This is a genomic window from Pseudomonas chlororaphis (assembly GCA_001023535.1).
Lineage (GTDB): Bacteria > Pseudomonadota > Gammaproteobacteria > Pseudomonadales > Pseudomonadaceae > Aquipseudomonas > Aquipseudomonas chlororaphis_E.
The window spans coordinates 3,840,041-3,855,197 of the sequence record CP011020.1 but is presented as its reverse complement, the minus strand read 5'-3'; the positions used below and the strand labels follow the sequence as shown (position 1 = coordinate 3,855,197).

At 54.6% G+C, this 15,157-nt stretch carries 15 protein-coding genes; 8 read left to right on the top strand and 7 right to left on the bottom strand.

From position 1 onward, the window contains the following. Nucleotides 1-53: 53 nt before the first annotated feature. Entirely contained in the window at nt 54-674 is a 621-nt protein-coding gene (locus tag VM99_17060; GenBank protein AKJ99695.1) for a phosphatase, read from the bottom strand. A gap of 202 nt (nt 675-876) precedes the next feature. Here VM99_17060 and VM99_17055 point away from each other — a divergent pair, with 202 nt between their 5' ends. The 3 genes from VM99_17055 to VM99_17045 all read left to right on the top strand — a co-directional run bounded on the left by VM99_17055 (nt 877) and on the right by VM99_17045 (nt 3,595). Continuing rightward, on the top strand, nt 877-1,566 hold the full coding sequence (locus VM99_17055) for a membrane protein (GenBank protein ID AKJ99694.1): 690 nt from the start codon (nt 877-879) through the stop codon (nt 1,564-1,566). 359 nt (nt 1,567-1,925) lie between these two features. Further along, entirely contained in the window at nt 1,926-3,107 is a 1,182-nt protein-coding gene (locus tag VM99_17050) for a chemotaxis protein CheY (GenBank protein AKJ99693.1), read from the top strand. Beyond that, nucleotides 3,107-3,595: an anti-anti-sigma factor gene (locus VM99_17045; GenBank protein AKJ99692.1), complete on the top strand. Its 489-nt coding sequence runs from the start codon at nt 3,107-3,109 to the stop codon at nt 3,593-3,595. The genes VM99_17050 and VM99_17045 overlap by 1 nt, the downstream gene beginning before the upstream one ends. A 159-nt stretch (nt 3,596-3,754) precedes the next feature. Here the strand turns inward: VM99_17045 and VM99_17040 are convergent, their stop codons facing one another. From VM99_17040 to VM99_17025, 4 genes are all read right to left on the bottom strand, one after another. Continuing rightward, nucleotides 3,755-4,681 carry a transaldolase gene (locus tag VM99_17040; GenBank protein AKJ99691.1) on the bottom strand — a complete coding sequence of 309 codons (927 nt, stop codon included), beginning with the start codon at nt 4,679-4,681 and terminating at the stop codon, nt 3,755-3,757. A gap of 178 nt (nt 4,682-4,859) precedes the next feature. Further along, nucleotides 4,860-5,795, bottom strand: a complete 936-nt coding sequence (locus tag VM99_17035; protein AKJ99690.1) for a tRNA-dihydrouridine synthase A — start codon at nt 5,793-5,795, stop codon at nt 4,860-4,862. 363 nt (nt 5,796-6,158) lie between these two features. Further along, the gene (locus VM99_17030) at nt 6,159-7,481 is read right to left on the bottom strand and encodes a hypothetical protein (protein AKJ99689.1); all 1,323 of its coding nucleotides are present in this window, start codon (nt 7,479-7,481) and stop codon (nt 6,159-6,161) included. 64 nt (nt 7,482-7,545) lie between these two features. Then, complete coding sequence (locus tag VM99_17025; protein AKJ99688.1) at nt 7,546-8,343, bottom strand: hypothetical protein; 798 nt, start codon at nt 8,341-8,343, stop codon at nt 7,546-7,548. 959 nt (nt 8,344-9,302) lie between these two features. Here VM99_17025 and VM99_17020 point away from each other — a divergent pair. The 3 genes from VM99_17020 to VM99_17010 all read left to right on the top strand — a co-directional run bounded on the left by VM99_17020 (nt 9,303) and on the right by VM99_17010 (nt 11,983). Next, a complete protein-coding gene (locus VM99_17020; GenBank protein ID AKJ99687.1) occupies nt 9,303-9,875 on the top strand; it encodes a hypothetical protein in 573 nt (190 codons plus the stop codon). Between the two features lie 471 nt (nt 9,876-10,346). Further along, nucleotides 10,347-11,540, top strand: a complete 1,194-nt coding sequence (locus VM99_17015) for a transposase (protein ID AKJ99686.1) — start codon at nt 10,347-10,349, stop codon at nt 11,538-11,540. Nucleotides 11,541-11,590: 50 nt separating this feature from the next. Then, on the top strand, nt 11,591-11,983 hold the full coding sequence (locus VM99_17010) for a hypothetical protein (GenBank protein ID AKJ99685.1): 393 nt from the start codon (nt 11,591-11,593) through the stop codon (nt 11,981-11,983). 290 nt (nt 11,984-12,273) lie between these two features. On the opposite strand, the gene VM99_17005 is transcribed toward VM99_17010, so the two are convergent. Then, entirely contained in the window at nt 12,274-12,546 is a 273-nt protein-coding gene (locus VM99_17005; protein ID AKJ99684.1) for a hypothetical protein, read from the bottom strand. 762 nt (nt 12,547-13,308) lie between these two features. Between VM99_17005 and VM99_17000 the strand changes: the two genes are divergently transcribed. Further along, nucleotides 13,309-13,566 (top strand): 3-oxoacyl-ACP synthase, encoded by a 258-nt coding sequence (locus VM99_17000; GenBank protein AKK01782.1) that lies wholly within the window; start codon nt 13,309-13,311, stop codon nt 13,564-13,566. A gap of 189 nt (nt 13,567-13,755) precedes the next feature. On the opposite strand, the gene VM99_16995 is transcribed toward VM99_17000, so the two are convergent. Next, nucleotides 13,756-14,487: a thioredoxin gene (locus VM99_16995; GenBank protein ID AKJ99683.1), complete on the bottom strand. Its 732-nt coding sequence runs from the start codon at nt 14,485-14,487 to the stop codon at nt 13,756-13,758. 216 nt (nt 14,488-14,703) lie between these two features. Here VM99_16995 and VM99_16990 point away from each other — a divergent pair, with 216 nt between their 5' ends. Then, nucleotides 14,704-15,096 carry a transcriptional regulator gene (locus VM99_16990; GenBank protein AKJ99682.1) on the top strand — a complete coding sequence of 131 codons (393 nt, stop codon included), beginning with the start codon at nt 14,704-14,706 and terminating at the stop codon, nt 15,094-15,096. Nucleotides 15,097-15,157 lie beyond the last annotated feature (61 nt).

Below are 15,157 nucleotides of genomic sequence, written 5' to 3'. Positions count from 1 at the left end.
TCCGTGGCCTGCCTTAAGAGTAATCCACCCTCACGCACCCTGCATGATCCCGGTCATGGCTTCTCGCCTTTGAGCTGGCGCAGGCTGATGTCGGCCAGACAGGTGTCGAGCTCGCCCAGGTGATCGATCACCGAATGCACGCCCAGGCTGAACAATTGCACGGTGGCCCTGGCGCGCCTGGACTCGCGTTCCTGCTGCCCCAGCGCCTGCCACTCGCCCGGTGCCAGGCCACACAGCGAGCCACAGGACGCCAGGCCGATGGTCCACAGTCCGGCGTTGAGCCCCGATTGCAGCAACCCCGGTTCGCCACTGACCAGTACGCAACCGTCCAATTGCTGGACGTTCAGCGCCATGAGTGCCTGCCAGCAGGCGTGCGGGGCGGGCCAAGGATTATTTGTTGCAGGAAGTTGCGGGGGTTTGACCCAAGTCGGCAGGGCCGCCGCCAGGCCATGGCTGGTGGCCGGCGGCAAGTCGTCGAGCCAGGCGCAGGGAATACCCAGTTGCTGCAAGTGATGCAGGCTTTCCAGCGCCCCCGGCGTCGGTTGCGCGTGCTCGGTCGGCTTGGCGCCCGGCTGACGAACCCTGGCGCCGAAGTCCACCAGGCAACCACTCAGGCCGAACAGGACCGCAGTCAGGCCGGGAACAGGGAAGGGCAGGGCTTCGGCGCGAGGCATGGGAACGTCCTTGAAATAACCTGCAGCCTAACGGGCCTCAATGACAGTCCGGTGACAGAGTTGTGAAGGTGCTCGGCAGCAGAAACGTCCTACAGCCGCCTTCTCTTTTCCATGCTGCCTATCCTCGCTTTCCGTCTTATACTAGCGACCTTACCGCCTGGGCTCGGCGCCCTTGCCTGAATAAACCGAGGAGTTTTCCCCTATGCGCTGGAGCCATCGTCTAGCTCAGCTGAGTCTGTCCGCCAGCGTCCTGCTGGTTCCGTTTGCAGCCCAGGCCGCCACGGAAGAAGATCCTTGGGAAAGCATCAACCGTCCGATCTTTACCTTCAACGACACCCTCGACACCTATGCGCTCAAGCCGCTGGCCCAGGGGTATCAGTACGTGACGCCGCAGTTCCTGGAAGACGGCATCCACAACATGTTCCGCAACATCGGGGACGTGGGCAACCTGGCCAACAACGTGCTGCAGGCCAAACCGGTCGCTGCCGGGGTCGACACCGCTCGGTTGATCTTCAACACCACCTTCGGCCTGCTGGGCTTCTTCGACGTGGGCACCCAGATGGGCCTGCAACGCAGCGACGAGGATTTCGGCCAGACCCTGGGCTATTGGGGCGTGAGCAGCGGTCCTTATGTGGTGCTTCCACTCTTGGGGCCAAGCACCCTGCGTGATGCGCCGGCCAAGTATGTCGACAGCTACGCCGCGCCTTATCGCTATATCGACAATGTCTCGGTGCGTAACTCGATCTTCGGCCTGAACATCGTCGACACGCGCGCCAGCCTGCTGTCGGCCGAGAAGCTGGTGAGCGGCGACAAATACGTCTTCATTCGCAACGCCTATCTGCAAAACCGCGAATTCAAGGTCAAGGACGGCCAGGTCGAAGACGATTTTTGATATCGGCTCCCGACTGAGCGAAAGGCGGCCCTGGCATGAATGCCCAGGGGCCGCCTTTTGTGTTTTTGTGGTGCGTTCAAGGGGAGTGATCCTTCCATTGGGTTACGCTTCGCTCGGTTCTTATAACTCTCTGTACTTTGACAAATAAAGACGGCAAGCGGCGATCCGCCTGAGCTTGAAACGCCCCGCGGATGGGAGTACCGTCTGCGCCTTAGAAGGGCACCTCTGATGAATCCGCGTGCAGGGCAGCTACCTGAAACCGGTACGACAGAGAGGCTAGAAAGCGAATCCAGTAGTGCGTGCAAAGGCCTGACGGTCCAGCCCGCTACGCCAACCTAATTCTGGCGCCGTTTGCCCACATGCCAAAAACCAGTGCCACGCTGCTGATAATCGATGATGACGAAGTGGTGCGAGCGAGCCTCGCGGCCTACTTGGAAGACAGTGGTTTCAGCGTCCTGCAGGCCAGCAATGGCCAACAGGGTCTTCAGGTATTCGAGCAAGACAAGCCCGACCTGGTCATCTGCGACCTGCGCATGCCGCAGATGGGCGGACTCGAACTCATTCGCCAGGTCAGCGGGATCTCCTCGCAGACCCCGGTGATCGTGGTTTCGGGCGCGGGCGTGATGAACGACGCGGTCGAGGCATTGCGCCTGGGCGCGGCCGACTACCTGATCAAGCCCCTTGAAGACCTTGCGGTGCTCGAGCACTCCGTGCGCCGGGCCCTGGACCGTTCTCGCCTGCTGGTGGAGAACCAGCGCTACCGCGAGAAGCTGGAGACCGCCAACCGCGAGCTGGAAGCCAGCCTGAACCTGCTGCAGGAAGACCAGAACGCCGGCCGCCAGGTGCAGATGAACATGCTGCCGGTCAGCCCCTGGACCGTCGATGGCTTCCGGTTTGCCCACCAGATCATCCCGTCGTTGTACCTGTCGGGGGATTTCGTCGACTATTTCCGAGTCGATGAGCGACGCGTGGCATTCTACCTGGCGGACGTTTCCGGCCACGGCGCGTCGTCGGCGTTCGTCACGGTGCTGCTGAAGTTCATGACCACGCGCTTGCTGTTCGAGTCCAAGCGCAATGGCACGTTGCCGGAGTTCAAGCCTTCTGAGGTCCTTGGGCATATCAACCGAGGCCTGATCAGTTGTAAGCTGGGCAAACACGTCACAATGGTCGGTGGAGTCATCGACGAGGAGACTGGTTTGTTGACCTATAGCATCGGCGGTCACCTGCCGTTGCCTGTGTTGTATACGCCAGACAGTGTTCGTTACCTGGAAGGGCGTGGCTTGCCGGTGGGCCTGTTCAACGAGGCCACCTACGAAGACCACGTACTGGAACTGCCGCCGACGTTCAGCCTGACGCTGATGTCTGATGGCATTTTGGATCTTTTGACAGAGCCTACACTCAAAGAGAAAGAAGCGGCCTTGCCTGAGCGGGTGAGTGCAGCGGGCGGCAGCCTGGAAGGCTTGCGCCAAGTGTTTGGATTAGCCACGCTCGGGGAGATGCCGGATGATATCGCCCTGTTAGTGTTGAGCAGGAACCTTTGATGAGTACCGGTAGAATCCAGTTCGCCGAGCAGGACGGCACCTTTGTCCTGAAGTTTGTCGGTGAAGTGCGCCTGACCCTGTGTTCGGCGCTGGATGCGACTATTGAGCGGATCTTCACGGCGCTGAACTTCAGCGCCATCGTGATTGACCTGACCGAAACCCGCAGCATCGACAGCACCACCCTGGGCCTGCTGGCCAAGCTGTCGATCCTGTCGCGGCAGAAGGTCGGCCTGTTGCCAACGGTCGTCACCACCCATAACGACATCACCCGCCTCCTGCAATCGATGGGCTTCGACCAGGTCTTCAACATCGTTGGCGATCCCGTGCCGTGCCCGGAATGTCTGGACGACCTGCCTGACCAGGATCAGTCCGAGGAAGAAGTGCGAATCAAGGTGCTCGAAGCCCACAAGATCCTGATGGGCCTGAACGATTCCAATCGTGAAGCTTTCCATGACCTGGTGAACGCCTTGGAGCGCCCAGGCGGCTAAAGCCCCTCGACCCTGTGGGAGCGGGCTTGCTCGCGAAGAGGGGATAACAGGCGACATCAATGCTGGAGTGCTGGTCTCTTCGCGAGTAAACCCGCTTCCACAAACGCAAAAGGGGCGAACCTATCAAGGTTCGCCCCTTTTTCTTGCTAGTGCCTCACCTCAAAGCTTGGCTTGCAGCAGCGCTTCCAGTTTTTCCTGGTCCCGCGCAAACTGACGAATACCTTCGGCCAGTTTCTCGGTCGCCATGGCGTCCTCGTTGGACAACCAGCGGAATTGCGCTTCATTGAGGTTCAGGCGTGCTTCCCCAGCCTGCCCTGGCGCCAGCTTGCGTTCCAGCTTGCCTTCGTCGGCGGCCAGTTTCTCCAGCAGTTCCGGGCTGACGGTCAAGCGGTCGCAACCGGCCAGTTGTTCGATCTGGTTGAGGTTACGGAAGCTGGCACCCATGACCACGGTCTTGTAGTCATTGGCCTTGTAGTAGTTGTAGATGCGCGTCACCGACTGAACGCCTGGATCATCGGCGCCGGTGTAGTCGTTGCCATTGGCTTTCTTGTACCAGTCGTAGATACGGCCTACGAACGGCGAGATCAGGAAGACCCCGGCGTCGGCGCAAGCGGCGGCCTGGGCGAAGGAGAACAGCAAGGTCAGGTTGCACTGGATGCCTTCTCGCTCCAACTGCTCGGCGGCACGAATGCCTTCCCAGGTGGATGCGATCTTGATCAGCACGCGATCACGGCCAATGCCGGCCTTTTCATACAGGTCGATCAGGCGATGTGCACGCTTGAGCATGGCGTCGGTGTCGAACGAAAGACGTGCGTCCACTTCGGTGGAAATGCGCCCCGGAATCACCTTCAGGATTTCCCCGCCCACTGCCACGCCAAAACGGTCGCTGGCCAGGCCGACATCGCCCTTGCAGTCTGCCACGCAGGCATTGAGCAGCTCGGCATAGCCGCTCATGGCCGAGGCCTTGAGCAGCAGGGAAGGGTTGGTGGTGGCGTCCACGGGTTTGATGCGGGCGATGGCTTCGAAGTCGCCGGTATCGGCGACGACGGTGGTGAATTGCTTGAGTTGTTCCAGCTTGGAAGTCATGAGTGTGCTCTGTCCTATGGGTCTGTTGACATTACCCGAGGGCCGGCAGCCACTCAAGGGCGTGTAGAGGTATCGAAAGGCCCCAGCGGCAACAACCTGAAAACGGCTGTTTGAAAGGCCGGGGCGGTATCGGTAGATACGATGCCAAAAGCGGACGCAGGTTCAAAGCAAGTGACGGTTAGCGTCCTTCCAGCAACTGCCCGGCCTGGTCCAGCAGGGCCAACGGATTCTGGGTCTTGTGGATGTCCACCGACAACAACTGCCGAAACCGCCGCGCCCCCGGAAAGCCGGTACCCAGCCCGAGCACATGGCGAGTGATGTGGTGCATCGCGCCACCGGCGGCCAGGTGACTGGCGATATAAGGTCGCAGCTGCGCCAACGCCTCGGCCCGGCTGATGACCGGCGCGGTGCTGCCGAACAACTGTTGGTCCACCTCGGCCAGCAGGTACGGGTTGTGATACGCCTCGCGGCCCAGCATCACCCCGTCGAAGGTCTGCAGGTGCTCATGGCAGGCCGCCAGTGTCTTGATCCCGCCGTTGAGCACGATTTCCAGCTCTGGAAAATCCGCCTTCAACCGCGCCACCACGTCATAACGCAGTGGCGGGATATCGCGATTCTCCTTCGGCGACAGGCCTTCCAGGATGGCGATCCGCGCGTGCACGGTAAAACTGGTACAGCCAGCGTCACGCACAGTCCCCACGAACTCGCACAACTGCTCGTAACTGTCACGCCCGTTGATCCCGATCCGATGCTTGACCGTCACCGGAATCGACACCGCATCACGCATGGCCTTCACACAATCGGCCACCAACCCCGGATGCCCCATCAGGCACGCGCCGATCATATTGTTCTGCACCCGGTCGCTGGGGCAGCCGACGTTGAGATTGACCTCGTCATAACCGTGCTCCTGGGCCATGCGCGAACAAGCGGCTAGATCGGCCGGAACACTGCCACCCAACTGCAACGCCAGGGGATGTTCGGCTTCGTGATGCCGCAGGAAACGCTCATGGTCCCCGTTGAGCAAGGCACCGGTGGTGACCATCTCGGTGTAAAGCAGGGCGTGCTTGGACAGGATGCGCAGGAAGTAGCGGCAGTGGGGGTCGGTCCAATCCATCATGGGTGCAACACTGAAGCGCCGAGACAAGGATTGCTGAGGTGCTGGGTATAAAGGCATCGGGGAATCTGGATGGTAAGGCGAGGGGGCGCAGTTTATCAGGAAAGGGGTCGGTGAGGTTTGGATAGGAGGCGAGTATCCGGGGCTTCGCTTGTTGGCGATCTTTTTCTGTGATCCGTGTAGGTACGAGGTCGAGACTAAATAAATCTGTCCCCTTTTTTGCTCCGATCAGCTAGTGTACCCGCCGACCCAGACTGGGGAATGCGCCGAGAAATGATGAGTCGAAGCTATACAACGAAGTTAGATCAGCTATGGAAAATTTTTTGTCGTTAAACGATGCAGTGATGCTGTACATATGAAGTTCTAGTAGTTGTCGGCAAGGATTTCTGTAGGGTATTGAGCGAAATCAGGAGGCATAAATAATTCGCCGCTTCGTGCATTATCGAGCCAGTGAAATGCGTGAGCGATATCGTGCTTGGCAATGATCTGCTCGGCTGTGATGCGGTGACCTAGGGCGTAGAGCGACTGCATAAGGTGATGAAGAAAATTGGTTTTGTCAAAAACATGCATGAACTGCTCTCGGATTGACTGCTGACCGTGGTCGATCTCGCCGCGTATCTCCTGCAGATAACCTGCATACAACGACTCATAGTATTCAGTGAACGCGTAATCGTAGGCGAAGTAAAATAATGCATGAAGACCTGCATTAACTTCAGGGGTGACGAGGTGTTGTAATTTGCTCCACGCGGAATCTCTTTGGATAAGCACCTCTCTAATCAGCTCGGCATAGGTGATTGTTGACTCCGGCTCGCTGTCTGAGTTCTTAATATCTTCATTGAATTCTACCCAAATGTCACAGATATCGATGAGAAGGGGAATGTCGATTCCTGCGAGCGGCTTATAAAGGCCAATGAGTGGGGCGAGCGTGTAGTGGTCTTGGATTAGATTCAATATCTTTGAGAGTGCGTTGCTGGAGAGATTATATCTTGCTCTGATCGAATTTTTTGTGATGGCGAAATTTTCATTGTTCCAAGTGCTTCTATTGGGAAGCTCCTTTGCTAGAAAAAATATCTGGTTTCGGTGCAGTGCGGATGGCTTGCTTTGATTATATTCGTGTTCAAGCCATTCATAGATTTTCAATAATTCGTCAAGGTTTTTTTCCAAATCACTAAATTTCTCGTTGAGTACTACGAAGTTAATTAGGGCGACTTCTGATAGATGTTTTGTCGATTGAGTGCTAAATGGGTATCTGAATGTTTGCCCTGATGGGTCGACTTCTGCTATGTCGAGTATCGTGGGTTCTAACAGGTTGTTTGTTTTTTGAAATCGGCTGTCCAGATTCTCGGATTCGGTCTTGAAAAAAGTCCAAATTTTATTGATGTCATGGGATCCCATAAAATCAAAATTGATAACTCTTTGCTTGAGCGCTGCTAGAGTTTGTAGAGCTGATATAGCACCCTTTAGGCGCAATTCGACAGAGTGTCGCATATTGAAGCATATCGGATAGACAAAGATGTCTGTTGTTAAGTGAGTTGAGTGGTCCTCCAGGACCGCATTAATAAGAATATTTGCAGCCTTAGAAAATCCTTTAGAGTACTCAACGTATCCTGGATCGCCGTTCTCACCGACACAAGCGTTAGCCCAGCTTGGATGAGCACGTCTAAAAGTAGCATTTCCTTGCCTCATGTAGGGCTCCTTAAATAATCGGTATTGTATTTTCTTTACATGGGTGTGCTGGCAGGGTGATTTATTATCTTAAATTAATACCTTCTAAGTGTTGAATTATTGCCTCGTAAGTGTTATTTGCTTTGGATTGAGGCGTTGGTTCTCTACTGAAAAAGTCGATAGATACTTTGTCGAGATTAAACGAGGATGTAAAAATGCAGCGCCTATCTTTAGGGTTCTCGACAATAGCAGAATGATCGGCGTCAATTATTTTTCTATTGATTCTTTGGCAGAATCTGCCCATTTCTATATCGCCCTCGGAGTGGTCGCACTTTTGGAATGGCAAACCACAAATTGAGCAATCGCCAATTGATTCGATAATTCCGGGGCTAGTAAAGATCATGTCAGGTCTGAATAAACCATGTGAGAATAAATCAAGTCTTTTCTTGATGATAAAAATGGCGTGATTTTCAGCTATCTCTTGTTTGTTGTGTGTGCAGGCGTTAACGGTTAGCTTTTGTGCCACCCTGGTTGCGATGTCGATATATTCTATAGCGTCAATTAAACTACACCAAGAATCCAGGTTTTGCTCATCTTTGTGAAGCTTAATCATTAGGAATGCAGAGTGGACCGAGGAAAATATGCATTGCATTAAAAAGAAAACGTTGGCTTCAGTCTCTTCTTCTCTTTGAATTGCTTGGTATTTGTAGTTTCGATGAATTTCAATTAGCGGGGATAGCTCGTGTAGTCTGTCTTTAATGATTTTTTTTGATGTGGTTGCGTAGAGGTCAAGTAATTGCTTTTTTAAAGTTTTTGAAAAGGCTTCATCTATTTCGTCGAAGCCTAATTTAGTTGCTTCGACTTCACTTATTTTTCTTTCCATGTCTTCTCCAGCGTTTTTAGAAGAGCGGGGAAGTGTGTTGGGTCGCCTTCAAATTGAACGTCAGTAGTTTGGCTGTTATCATCTTTATGTAGTCTTATTTGTACCCGGAGGTTAGGTGTTGGATCGGAAGGATATAGATTTTTTAAATGGCTCGTGAGCGCTTCTAATAGTAACTTGAAAATGTCTGGATTGGAGGTGTAAACGGAATGAAAAATCATCAGCGATGGTCCAAACCAATCATTCGATCTCTGTTCATATAAAGACTCTGGCTCATCTATGTAATCAGAGGTTATGCCGCTGCGCTGTAGGTGTTTTAATAGAGACGGCGCAGAAGAATGATAGATAGTTAAATCTTTTTGTAGATGTGCAACAGGCAGCACCACAACGTCGGACGTAAGCCGGCTTGGGTCATAGTGTGCTGATACTAATGTGGTAGTGATTCCCATAACCTAAAACTCCATGAAGGACCGCACAGTATCCTGCCTCTGTCATGGCAGGTGATGGTAGATTGCCTTCATGGAAGCAAAAAAGGAAGGGGAGGAAAGAATGCGATTGGAGGCCGCCGCGCTCAAGCGCTGAAAAATCAAATGGAGCAAACCGCTTTACGAGCGACCCTATGCTAACCTCGGTAGCTGGAGCTTATCGACCCGTTGCTCAGGTCGAATATAAAGGACATTCCGGCCCCGTGGAGTACTGACTCAGATGCAACAGGTACTTAAATCCGTGGAGGTTGTTACCCTTCCATAAAGGTCGGCTTCTTGTCGTCAAGCGGATGTTCTCGACCGACTGCTTTCGCTCCGTTGCTGCTGGTCACAACGGTCAGAATTCGATTCTGACTCGAGTAGAACTGGAATATCCGAACCGCTAGCATTTTCGGATACTAACCAGAAAAAAAATCGTTCGTAGACTGCCGTAGTGTTTGTCGTATCAATCAATTAATTTAATCGATAGGAATCCCAATGCCCCTGGTAAATGACATGCAACGGCTAGTCGAAAGGACGATCGATCACCTCGGAGGTCTGGAGAGATTTCACAAGGTTATCAATACAGAGCTCACGGATATGACCCGCCGCTGGGAGCTGGATGTCACTAACATCGGTCGGATCCTGCGGTCGCACTTGTACGTTGAGTACTACCTAACCGAGCACATCGCAAAAGCCAATCCTCGCCTCGGTGACCTCTCACAGGCTAGGCTAACTTTCGCGCAGAAGCTGTCGCTGCTGGATACAAGCCATGATCGCCTCAGGGGCCTGGTCTCTGGACTTCGGCAGATCAATGCAGTTCGGAACCGACTGGCGCACAGGCTGGAAGCGATGCTGACTGCCGAGGACGTGCAAATATTCCTGACCCACCCGTTGTTCAGTGCTATGCGAATTGAAGGTGCAAAGCCATCCACTCCGAGCGTAGAGCCGATTGATGTTCTAGAGAAATTCGCCCAATTTGCTGCACACCTCTTAGCGAACGAATTTAGCGAATTCGCGATGGCGGTGGGCAAAGCCGTAGATGAAGATATAGCCCAACGAAACTCATAACCCATCCCTATAGAGCGTGGCCTTTGGCGAGCCTCCTATGTCTCCGGCCAGATTGCCTAGGTGAAATTAGAGCTGCGATTGCTAAATAATTGCTACAGAAAGGGGGGGTAGCGCACCTAAGCAAGCAGAGCGGCGTGGGCGGCGGTTAATCGGTCCAATCCATCATAGGCGCCACGCTGAAGCGCCGAGACAAGGATTGCTGAGGTGCTGGGTATAAAGGCATCGGGGATCTGGGTGGGACGGCGGAGGGGTGAAGTTTATCAGGAATGGGGGTGGGTGGGGTTTGAATAGGAGGCTAGTGTCCGGGACTCCGCTTATGGGTGATCCGTGTAGGTACGAGGTCGAGGCTAAATAAATCTGTCCCTGAGGGATCCCCGAATTTTCTTACACAAAATCAAGAAGTTGGAATATTGAAGAGACCTGCATGAATCGGCAGCTTGTGTTGCACCACACAAAACAAGATCCCGACCCATGCAGGCCATCCGATTCTTACACAGCGCGCTCGCCCAAGCACTTCCCGATGTTCATTCTCATCGTCTGAAAACGTTGATGTGTTGTGTCAGCGCTTTACTCCGAGGACGTCGGCTCACTCTGACGGGGCTTGGTCGATTCTTGCCGAGCAAAGCCTATCCCAAACACACCATCAAGCGAGTGGATCGGTTGCTGGGTAATCGGCATCTGCAAACCGAGCGCCCGTTGTTCTACTGGGTCATGCTGAGAGCATTGCTGAGCTCGCTGAAACATCCGTTGATCCTGGTTGACTGGTCACCTATTGATGCGGCTGGAGAGTTCTTTTTGTTGCGCGCTGCCATCCCTTTGGCAGGACGTTCGTTCCCGATCTACGAGAGTGTTCACGAACGCGAGGGTTGTCCGAAATATCAAAAACGACTGCTACAAACGCTGGCCGAAATACTCCCCAAAGACTGCGTTCCGATCCTTGTGGCTGATGCAGGTTTTCGCCGGCCATGGATCAAAGCCGTCGAAGCGCAAGGCTGGTATTACGTGGGACGTGTGCGTAATCGGGATCTCTACCGAAACGACGCAGACACTTGGGTACCCGTTAAAAGCCTCTACGCTCTGGCATCGTCCTCACCGAAGTCACTGGGACGGATCGAGATGACCCAGAGCGCTCCGCACATCATTCATCTGTATTGCGTTAGGCATTCGGCAAAGGGTCGCAAACACCAGCGTGTCACCGGCTCAATTGCCAAAAACAAACTCAGTAGGCAATCGGCCAATCGTGAACGAGAGCCCTGGTTGTTGGCCAGCAACCTGCCGGAAGATCAATGGAACCCATCGAAAATCGTGGCCATTTACAAACAGCGCATGCAGATAGAAGAAGGCTTCAGGGATGTAAAAAGTGAGTATTTTGGCGTAGGCATCACTCGCCATCGGAGTCGCTGTCCACGCCGAATCGAAGTGCTTTTGCTGATCTCGGCTCTGGCTAATTACATCATTTGTTTAACGGGATTGCAGGCCCGTCAGGCGGGTCATGAGCGCCGATTTCAAAGCAACAGCCTTAAACGCCGACGTGTGCTATCGCTGTGGCGGCTGGGCTTGGAATACTGGCGCAGCGGACGCGGCTCAAATTCTCGAAGCACCTTGGAGAGGCTTGAGCACGCGCTGCGCGCAGAGGTACATCAAGAGGCGCAGGCACTGGAGTAGATTTGTGGGGATCCCTCAGAATCTGTCCCTTTTTTGATTGAGGTCCAGCGATGACAATCACTATGTTCATGGAAATTGAGGCGGGTGCCACGCTGGAAGTTATTCGGCATGTTGTGCAGAACATTGCCAATACTGTAACAGTGGAGAAAAACTCGTTAGAAGGCCATTTTTCTGATTCGAACTGCTTCTTTTATTTTGAATTGGTCGAACCGCCCAGTGTTGTGTCAGCTGAGGGGTGGGTCGTGGATTGGCTTGTTGGTGTCATGGGGGCATTTCATTGCCCCCTGCATAAACTGGAGCAGAGTTGGCGCGAGATCAGGCATGTGATGGAGGAATTATCGTTAAAGTCCTCGGTGCGCTTCGTTCTTTCCTTTCAGTACGATAGCGTCTATGCGTTCAATGAAGGGGAGGGTGTGGTGTATAAAAAAAGTATGGTTGTTTGATGGGTGTGGCTTCAAGTGTGTTTGAGGTTGGATCAGGTGAAGGTAGTAGCATTGCGCAGCCTTGAAGCACTTCTCACAGTTGGAAGTACAAGCTGATCCCGATCAACCCCACGTTCACGCCCTAGAAAGGTAAGGTTTACTTGGCGGAGTTTCAGTTTGTAGGTCAGGGCTGTGAACTGCATGTCTATGACACCACGCAGCCTCAGCAGCGCATTCCTGTTGCGAGTGCACCTAGCCTCTGATTCAGTTTACAAATGCGAAATGGGCGACCAACAGGTCGCCCATTTTCATTATTCCGCCGCCTGCGCTCGCAACCGTCTTCCAATTACATCCATTACGTCGCACCCATCGCGCAACGATACTGTCAGCAGTTTGCAGAAGTCGGAAAGCACGATGGTGTCGGAGCTGATATCCGAACGAAACGCGATGTTCTCCAACACCTGAGTCACGGTCCGAATACGGTAGTCGGCGGTTTCGAAAAGGACGTCGAGTGGAGCTTCGGTGTCGATGAGCAGGGTGGCGGGGACGCAGTCGATGCCGGTGATGGGCATGTATCGATTCATTTTGAAGATCTCTGTTTGATTGGCTGAAAGCCATCACTCAGTCGTCGCCAAACAATTGGGTGGTGGCTGTGCGCAGGTTGGCGAACCGGTTACAGAGAAAACCGGTAGATCCGAAGATCTCCCGCGCACAGCCGCCGTGGAATATAGCGGCTTTGCGGGTGCGTCGGTACCTGCAATGAGCTGGTAGCTTTCGCATTCTCTGTAGTCGGGTCGCCAAACCCGAATCGCCTTTTGGGGCGACGGGGGACTATAGGCCGACCCATTCCCGAGCCACAAGACGCCACTTTCCGAGCTTTGTGTAGGACCTTTGGCCGTGCATCAGTCGGCTTTTGGGGCTGCCGCGGGTCAGGCACCGCAGGCGCCTGCTACGCAATCGAGCGGGAGCAAGCTCCCTCGCCACGGAGCGATGCTCGGCCTAAGGATTGGTTTTTAGCCGTATGAGCAGCCATGTGGCTTGGCGTCTTCATACTTCATCACGGGAGCGGAGCAAGTCCCCGTTTCCTTCACTACGACCTGCTGTAATTCTGTCCGTCTGTTTCGCAGGAGGTTTCCACGTCTGTGCGGGTTCTTTCTTACTTTTTTACGGGATGCGTCTGATTTAAGAGGAACGGTTTCGGCAGTAGTCTTCGGTGAAGAGGCGCCATGCGTCGAACCATTGGCTTGATCAAATCGATGATTGGCATGGTCGTGTACATCGAGCTGCGGGGCGATGTGATCTGCATCATCTCCTTCCGAAAAGCCATAAGCAGGAGGCCATACGGTATGGCGAAAACATCGAAAACTGACTGGGAGCGCCTGGCCAAGTTGAATGACCCGAACATCGATACCAGCGATATTCCTGAGCTGGGTGAGGATTTCTTCCGCCACGCGGAGCTGCGTGTTCCAACAAAACAAGCGGTGACCATTCGCCTCGACTCCGATGTGCTGGAGTGGTTCAAGGGGCAGGGCGCTGGTTACCAGACGCGCATCAATCAACTTCTGCGTCAGTACATGCAAGCGCAGCAAAAACACCGGCAATAAAGGATCCAGCAATGAAACGGGCGAATCAGGTCGTCCGTTTTCATTATTGTTCTTCCTGCGGCCGCAATCGTTTCCAATCACATTCAAGTGGTGGTGTTGATTCAGGCATCGCGGGCGCCTGCTACGCAGTCGAGCGGGAGCGAGCTCCCTCGCCACAGGGATCGCGCTCGACTTGTGCGGGTTGGCGCATCAGTCGTGGCAGCAGCTGTGTGGCTTGGCCTCGTCGTACTTATCGTGATGCCGTACCCAGTCCATGATTTCGTCCTCATTACGACCCTTCGGCGTGAGGTCAAGGTAGTGGTAGGTCCCGACCAGCATGTCCAAACCTCGGGCATAGGTGGAGTAGGTGTGAAAGATCTCGCCGGCTTGGTTGCGATAGAAGACGCTCAGGCCAGGGAGTTCGCCTTCGGCGGTGTCGGTTTTTTCGTAGTTGTAGGTGGCCGTTCCGGCAGCAGTGTCTTCGGCTTTGAAGCTGACGCCGAAGTCGTCGTTGAAGTCGCAACCGTTTGAGGAGACCCAGTCGAAGGCCCAGCCCATGCGGCGCTTGAACGGCTGGAATTCGGCAAAGGATGCGCGGGAGACGGCGACCACCGCCACGTCGTGATGGGCGAGGTGTTGGTTGGCGCCGTCGATGTGGTCGGACAGGAAGGAGCAGCCGTGGCAACCTTCTTTCCAGCCGGGGCCGAACATGAAGTGGTAGACGACCAGTTGGCTACGGCCGTCGAACAGGTCGGCCAGGCTGAGTTCGCCGTGGGGGCTCTGGAAGCGATAGGGTTTGTCGATCTTGACCCAGGGCAGGGCGCGGCGTTCGGCGCTGAGTCTGTCCCGTTCGCGGGTGAAGGCTTTTTCGTGGGCCAGGTGTTCGCGGCGCGCAGCGAGCCATTCTTCCCGCGAGACGACTGGATGATTCTCGACGTTCATGATGATTTCTCCTGTAGGCAGGGTCGTTCAGCAGGTGCTTGTGTCAGTGGTCGTTTGGCTGTGTGTGAATTCGACAGACCGTTGGTCGGCAGATGAAATGGCCCGTCGGGAAGCCCGGCTGAACGGCGGCGCAGCGTCTCGGTCACACCCTTAGTGTCTTGTATTTGCGAAACAGGACGCTGGGAAGGCATCTCACTCTTTGGAGGATGGACCAGGATGACGACTTATAACTGGGACTTGATCGAACGGCTGCTGCACGAAGTGCAAAACGGCGCCGGCCACAGCTTTACCCCTCGGCCTTATGCGGAGCAGCACGCGGCGGCCAAGGCGGCGCAGGGCGAGGAGATCGAGAATCTCGATCATCTGAAAGCGGTTGCCGGGGAGTATGAAAAGCTGCTGCTGGAGCGTGGCTTCATTGAACCTCGGCCGGAGGAAGAAGGCGGTAATGGCGAAAACTTCGTGCTCACGCCCCGCGGTTCGCGCTTGCTGAGCCTGATCGACAGCAGCATTCCGGGCAATGATCACCCACGCCAGGTGCTGGATGAGCAGGACGATGCGCTGGATGAGTTCACGTTCGATGACTTGGCTTCGAAGGCGCAGATTGCCTGATGGGTGTGCGCCTTGTTTGTGGGAGCGGACTTGCCCGCGAATGCGCCGTGTCAGCCAACAT

Bases quoted from the DNA above. Each gene is read 5' to 3' on its own strand.
- VM99_17045 (AKJ99692.1), top strand. From the start codon at position 3,107: ATGAGTACCGGTAGAATCCAGTTCGCCGAGCAGGACGGCACCTTTGTC.
- VM99_17005 (AKJ99684.1), bottom strand. From the start codon at position 12,546: ATGAATCGATACATGCCCATCACCGGCATCGACTGCGTCCCCGCCACC.
- VM99_17055 (AKJ99694.1), top strand. From the start codon at position 877: ATGCGCTGGAGCCATCGTCTAGCTCAGCTGAGTCTGTCCGCCAGCGTC.
- VM99_17025 (AKJ99688.1), bottom strand. From the start codon at position 8,343: ATGGAAAGAAAAATAAGTGAAGTCGAAGCAACTAAATTAGGCTTCGAC.
- VM99_17050 (AKJ99693.1), top strand. From the start codon at position 1,926: ATGCCAAAAACCAGTGCCACGCTGCTGATAATCGATGATGACGAAGTG.
- VM99_17020 (AKJ99687.1), top strand. From the start codon at position 9,303: ATGCCCCTGGTAAATGACATGCAACGGCTAGTCGAAAGGACGATCGAT.
- VM99_17040 (AKJ99691.1), bottom strand. From the start codon at position 4,681: ATGACTTCCAAGCTGGAACAACTCAAGCAATTCACCACCGTCGTCGCC.
- VM99_17000 (AKK01782.1), top strand. From the start codon at position 13,309: ATGGCGAAAACATCGAAAACTGACTGGGAGCGCCTGGCCAAGTTGAAT.
- VM99_16990 (AKJ99682.1), top strand. From the start codon at position 14,704: ATGACGACTTATAACTGGGACTTGATCGAACGGCTGCTGCACGAAGTG.
- VM99_17015 (AKJ99686.1), top strand. From the start codon at position 10,347: ATGCAGGCCATCCGATTCTTACACAGCGCGCTCGCCCAAGCACTTCCC.
- VM99_17035 (AKJ99690.1), bottom strand. From the start codon at position 5,795: ATGGATTGGACCGACCCCCACTGCCGCTACTTCCTGCGCATCCTGTCC.
- VM99_17030 (AKJ99689.1), bottom strand. From the start codon at position 7,481: ATGAGGCAAGGAAATGCTACTTTTAGACGTGCTCATCCAAGCTGGGCT.
- VM99_17010 (AKJ99685.1), top strand. From the start codon at position 11,591: ATGACAATCACTATGTTCATGGAAATTGAGGCGGGTGCCACGCTGGAA.
- VM99_16995 (AKJ99683.1), bottom strand. From the start codon at position 14,487: ATGAACGTCGAGAATCATCCAGTCGTCTCGCGGGAAGAATGGCTCGCT.
- VM99_17060 (AKJ99695.1), bottom strand. From the start codon at position 674: ATGCCTCGCGCCGAAGCCCTGCCCTTCCCTGTTCCCGGCCTGACTGCG.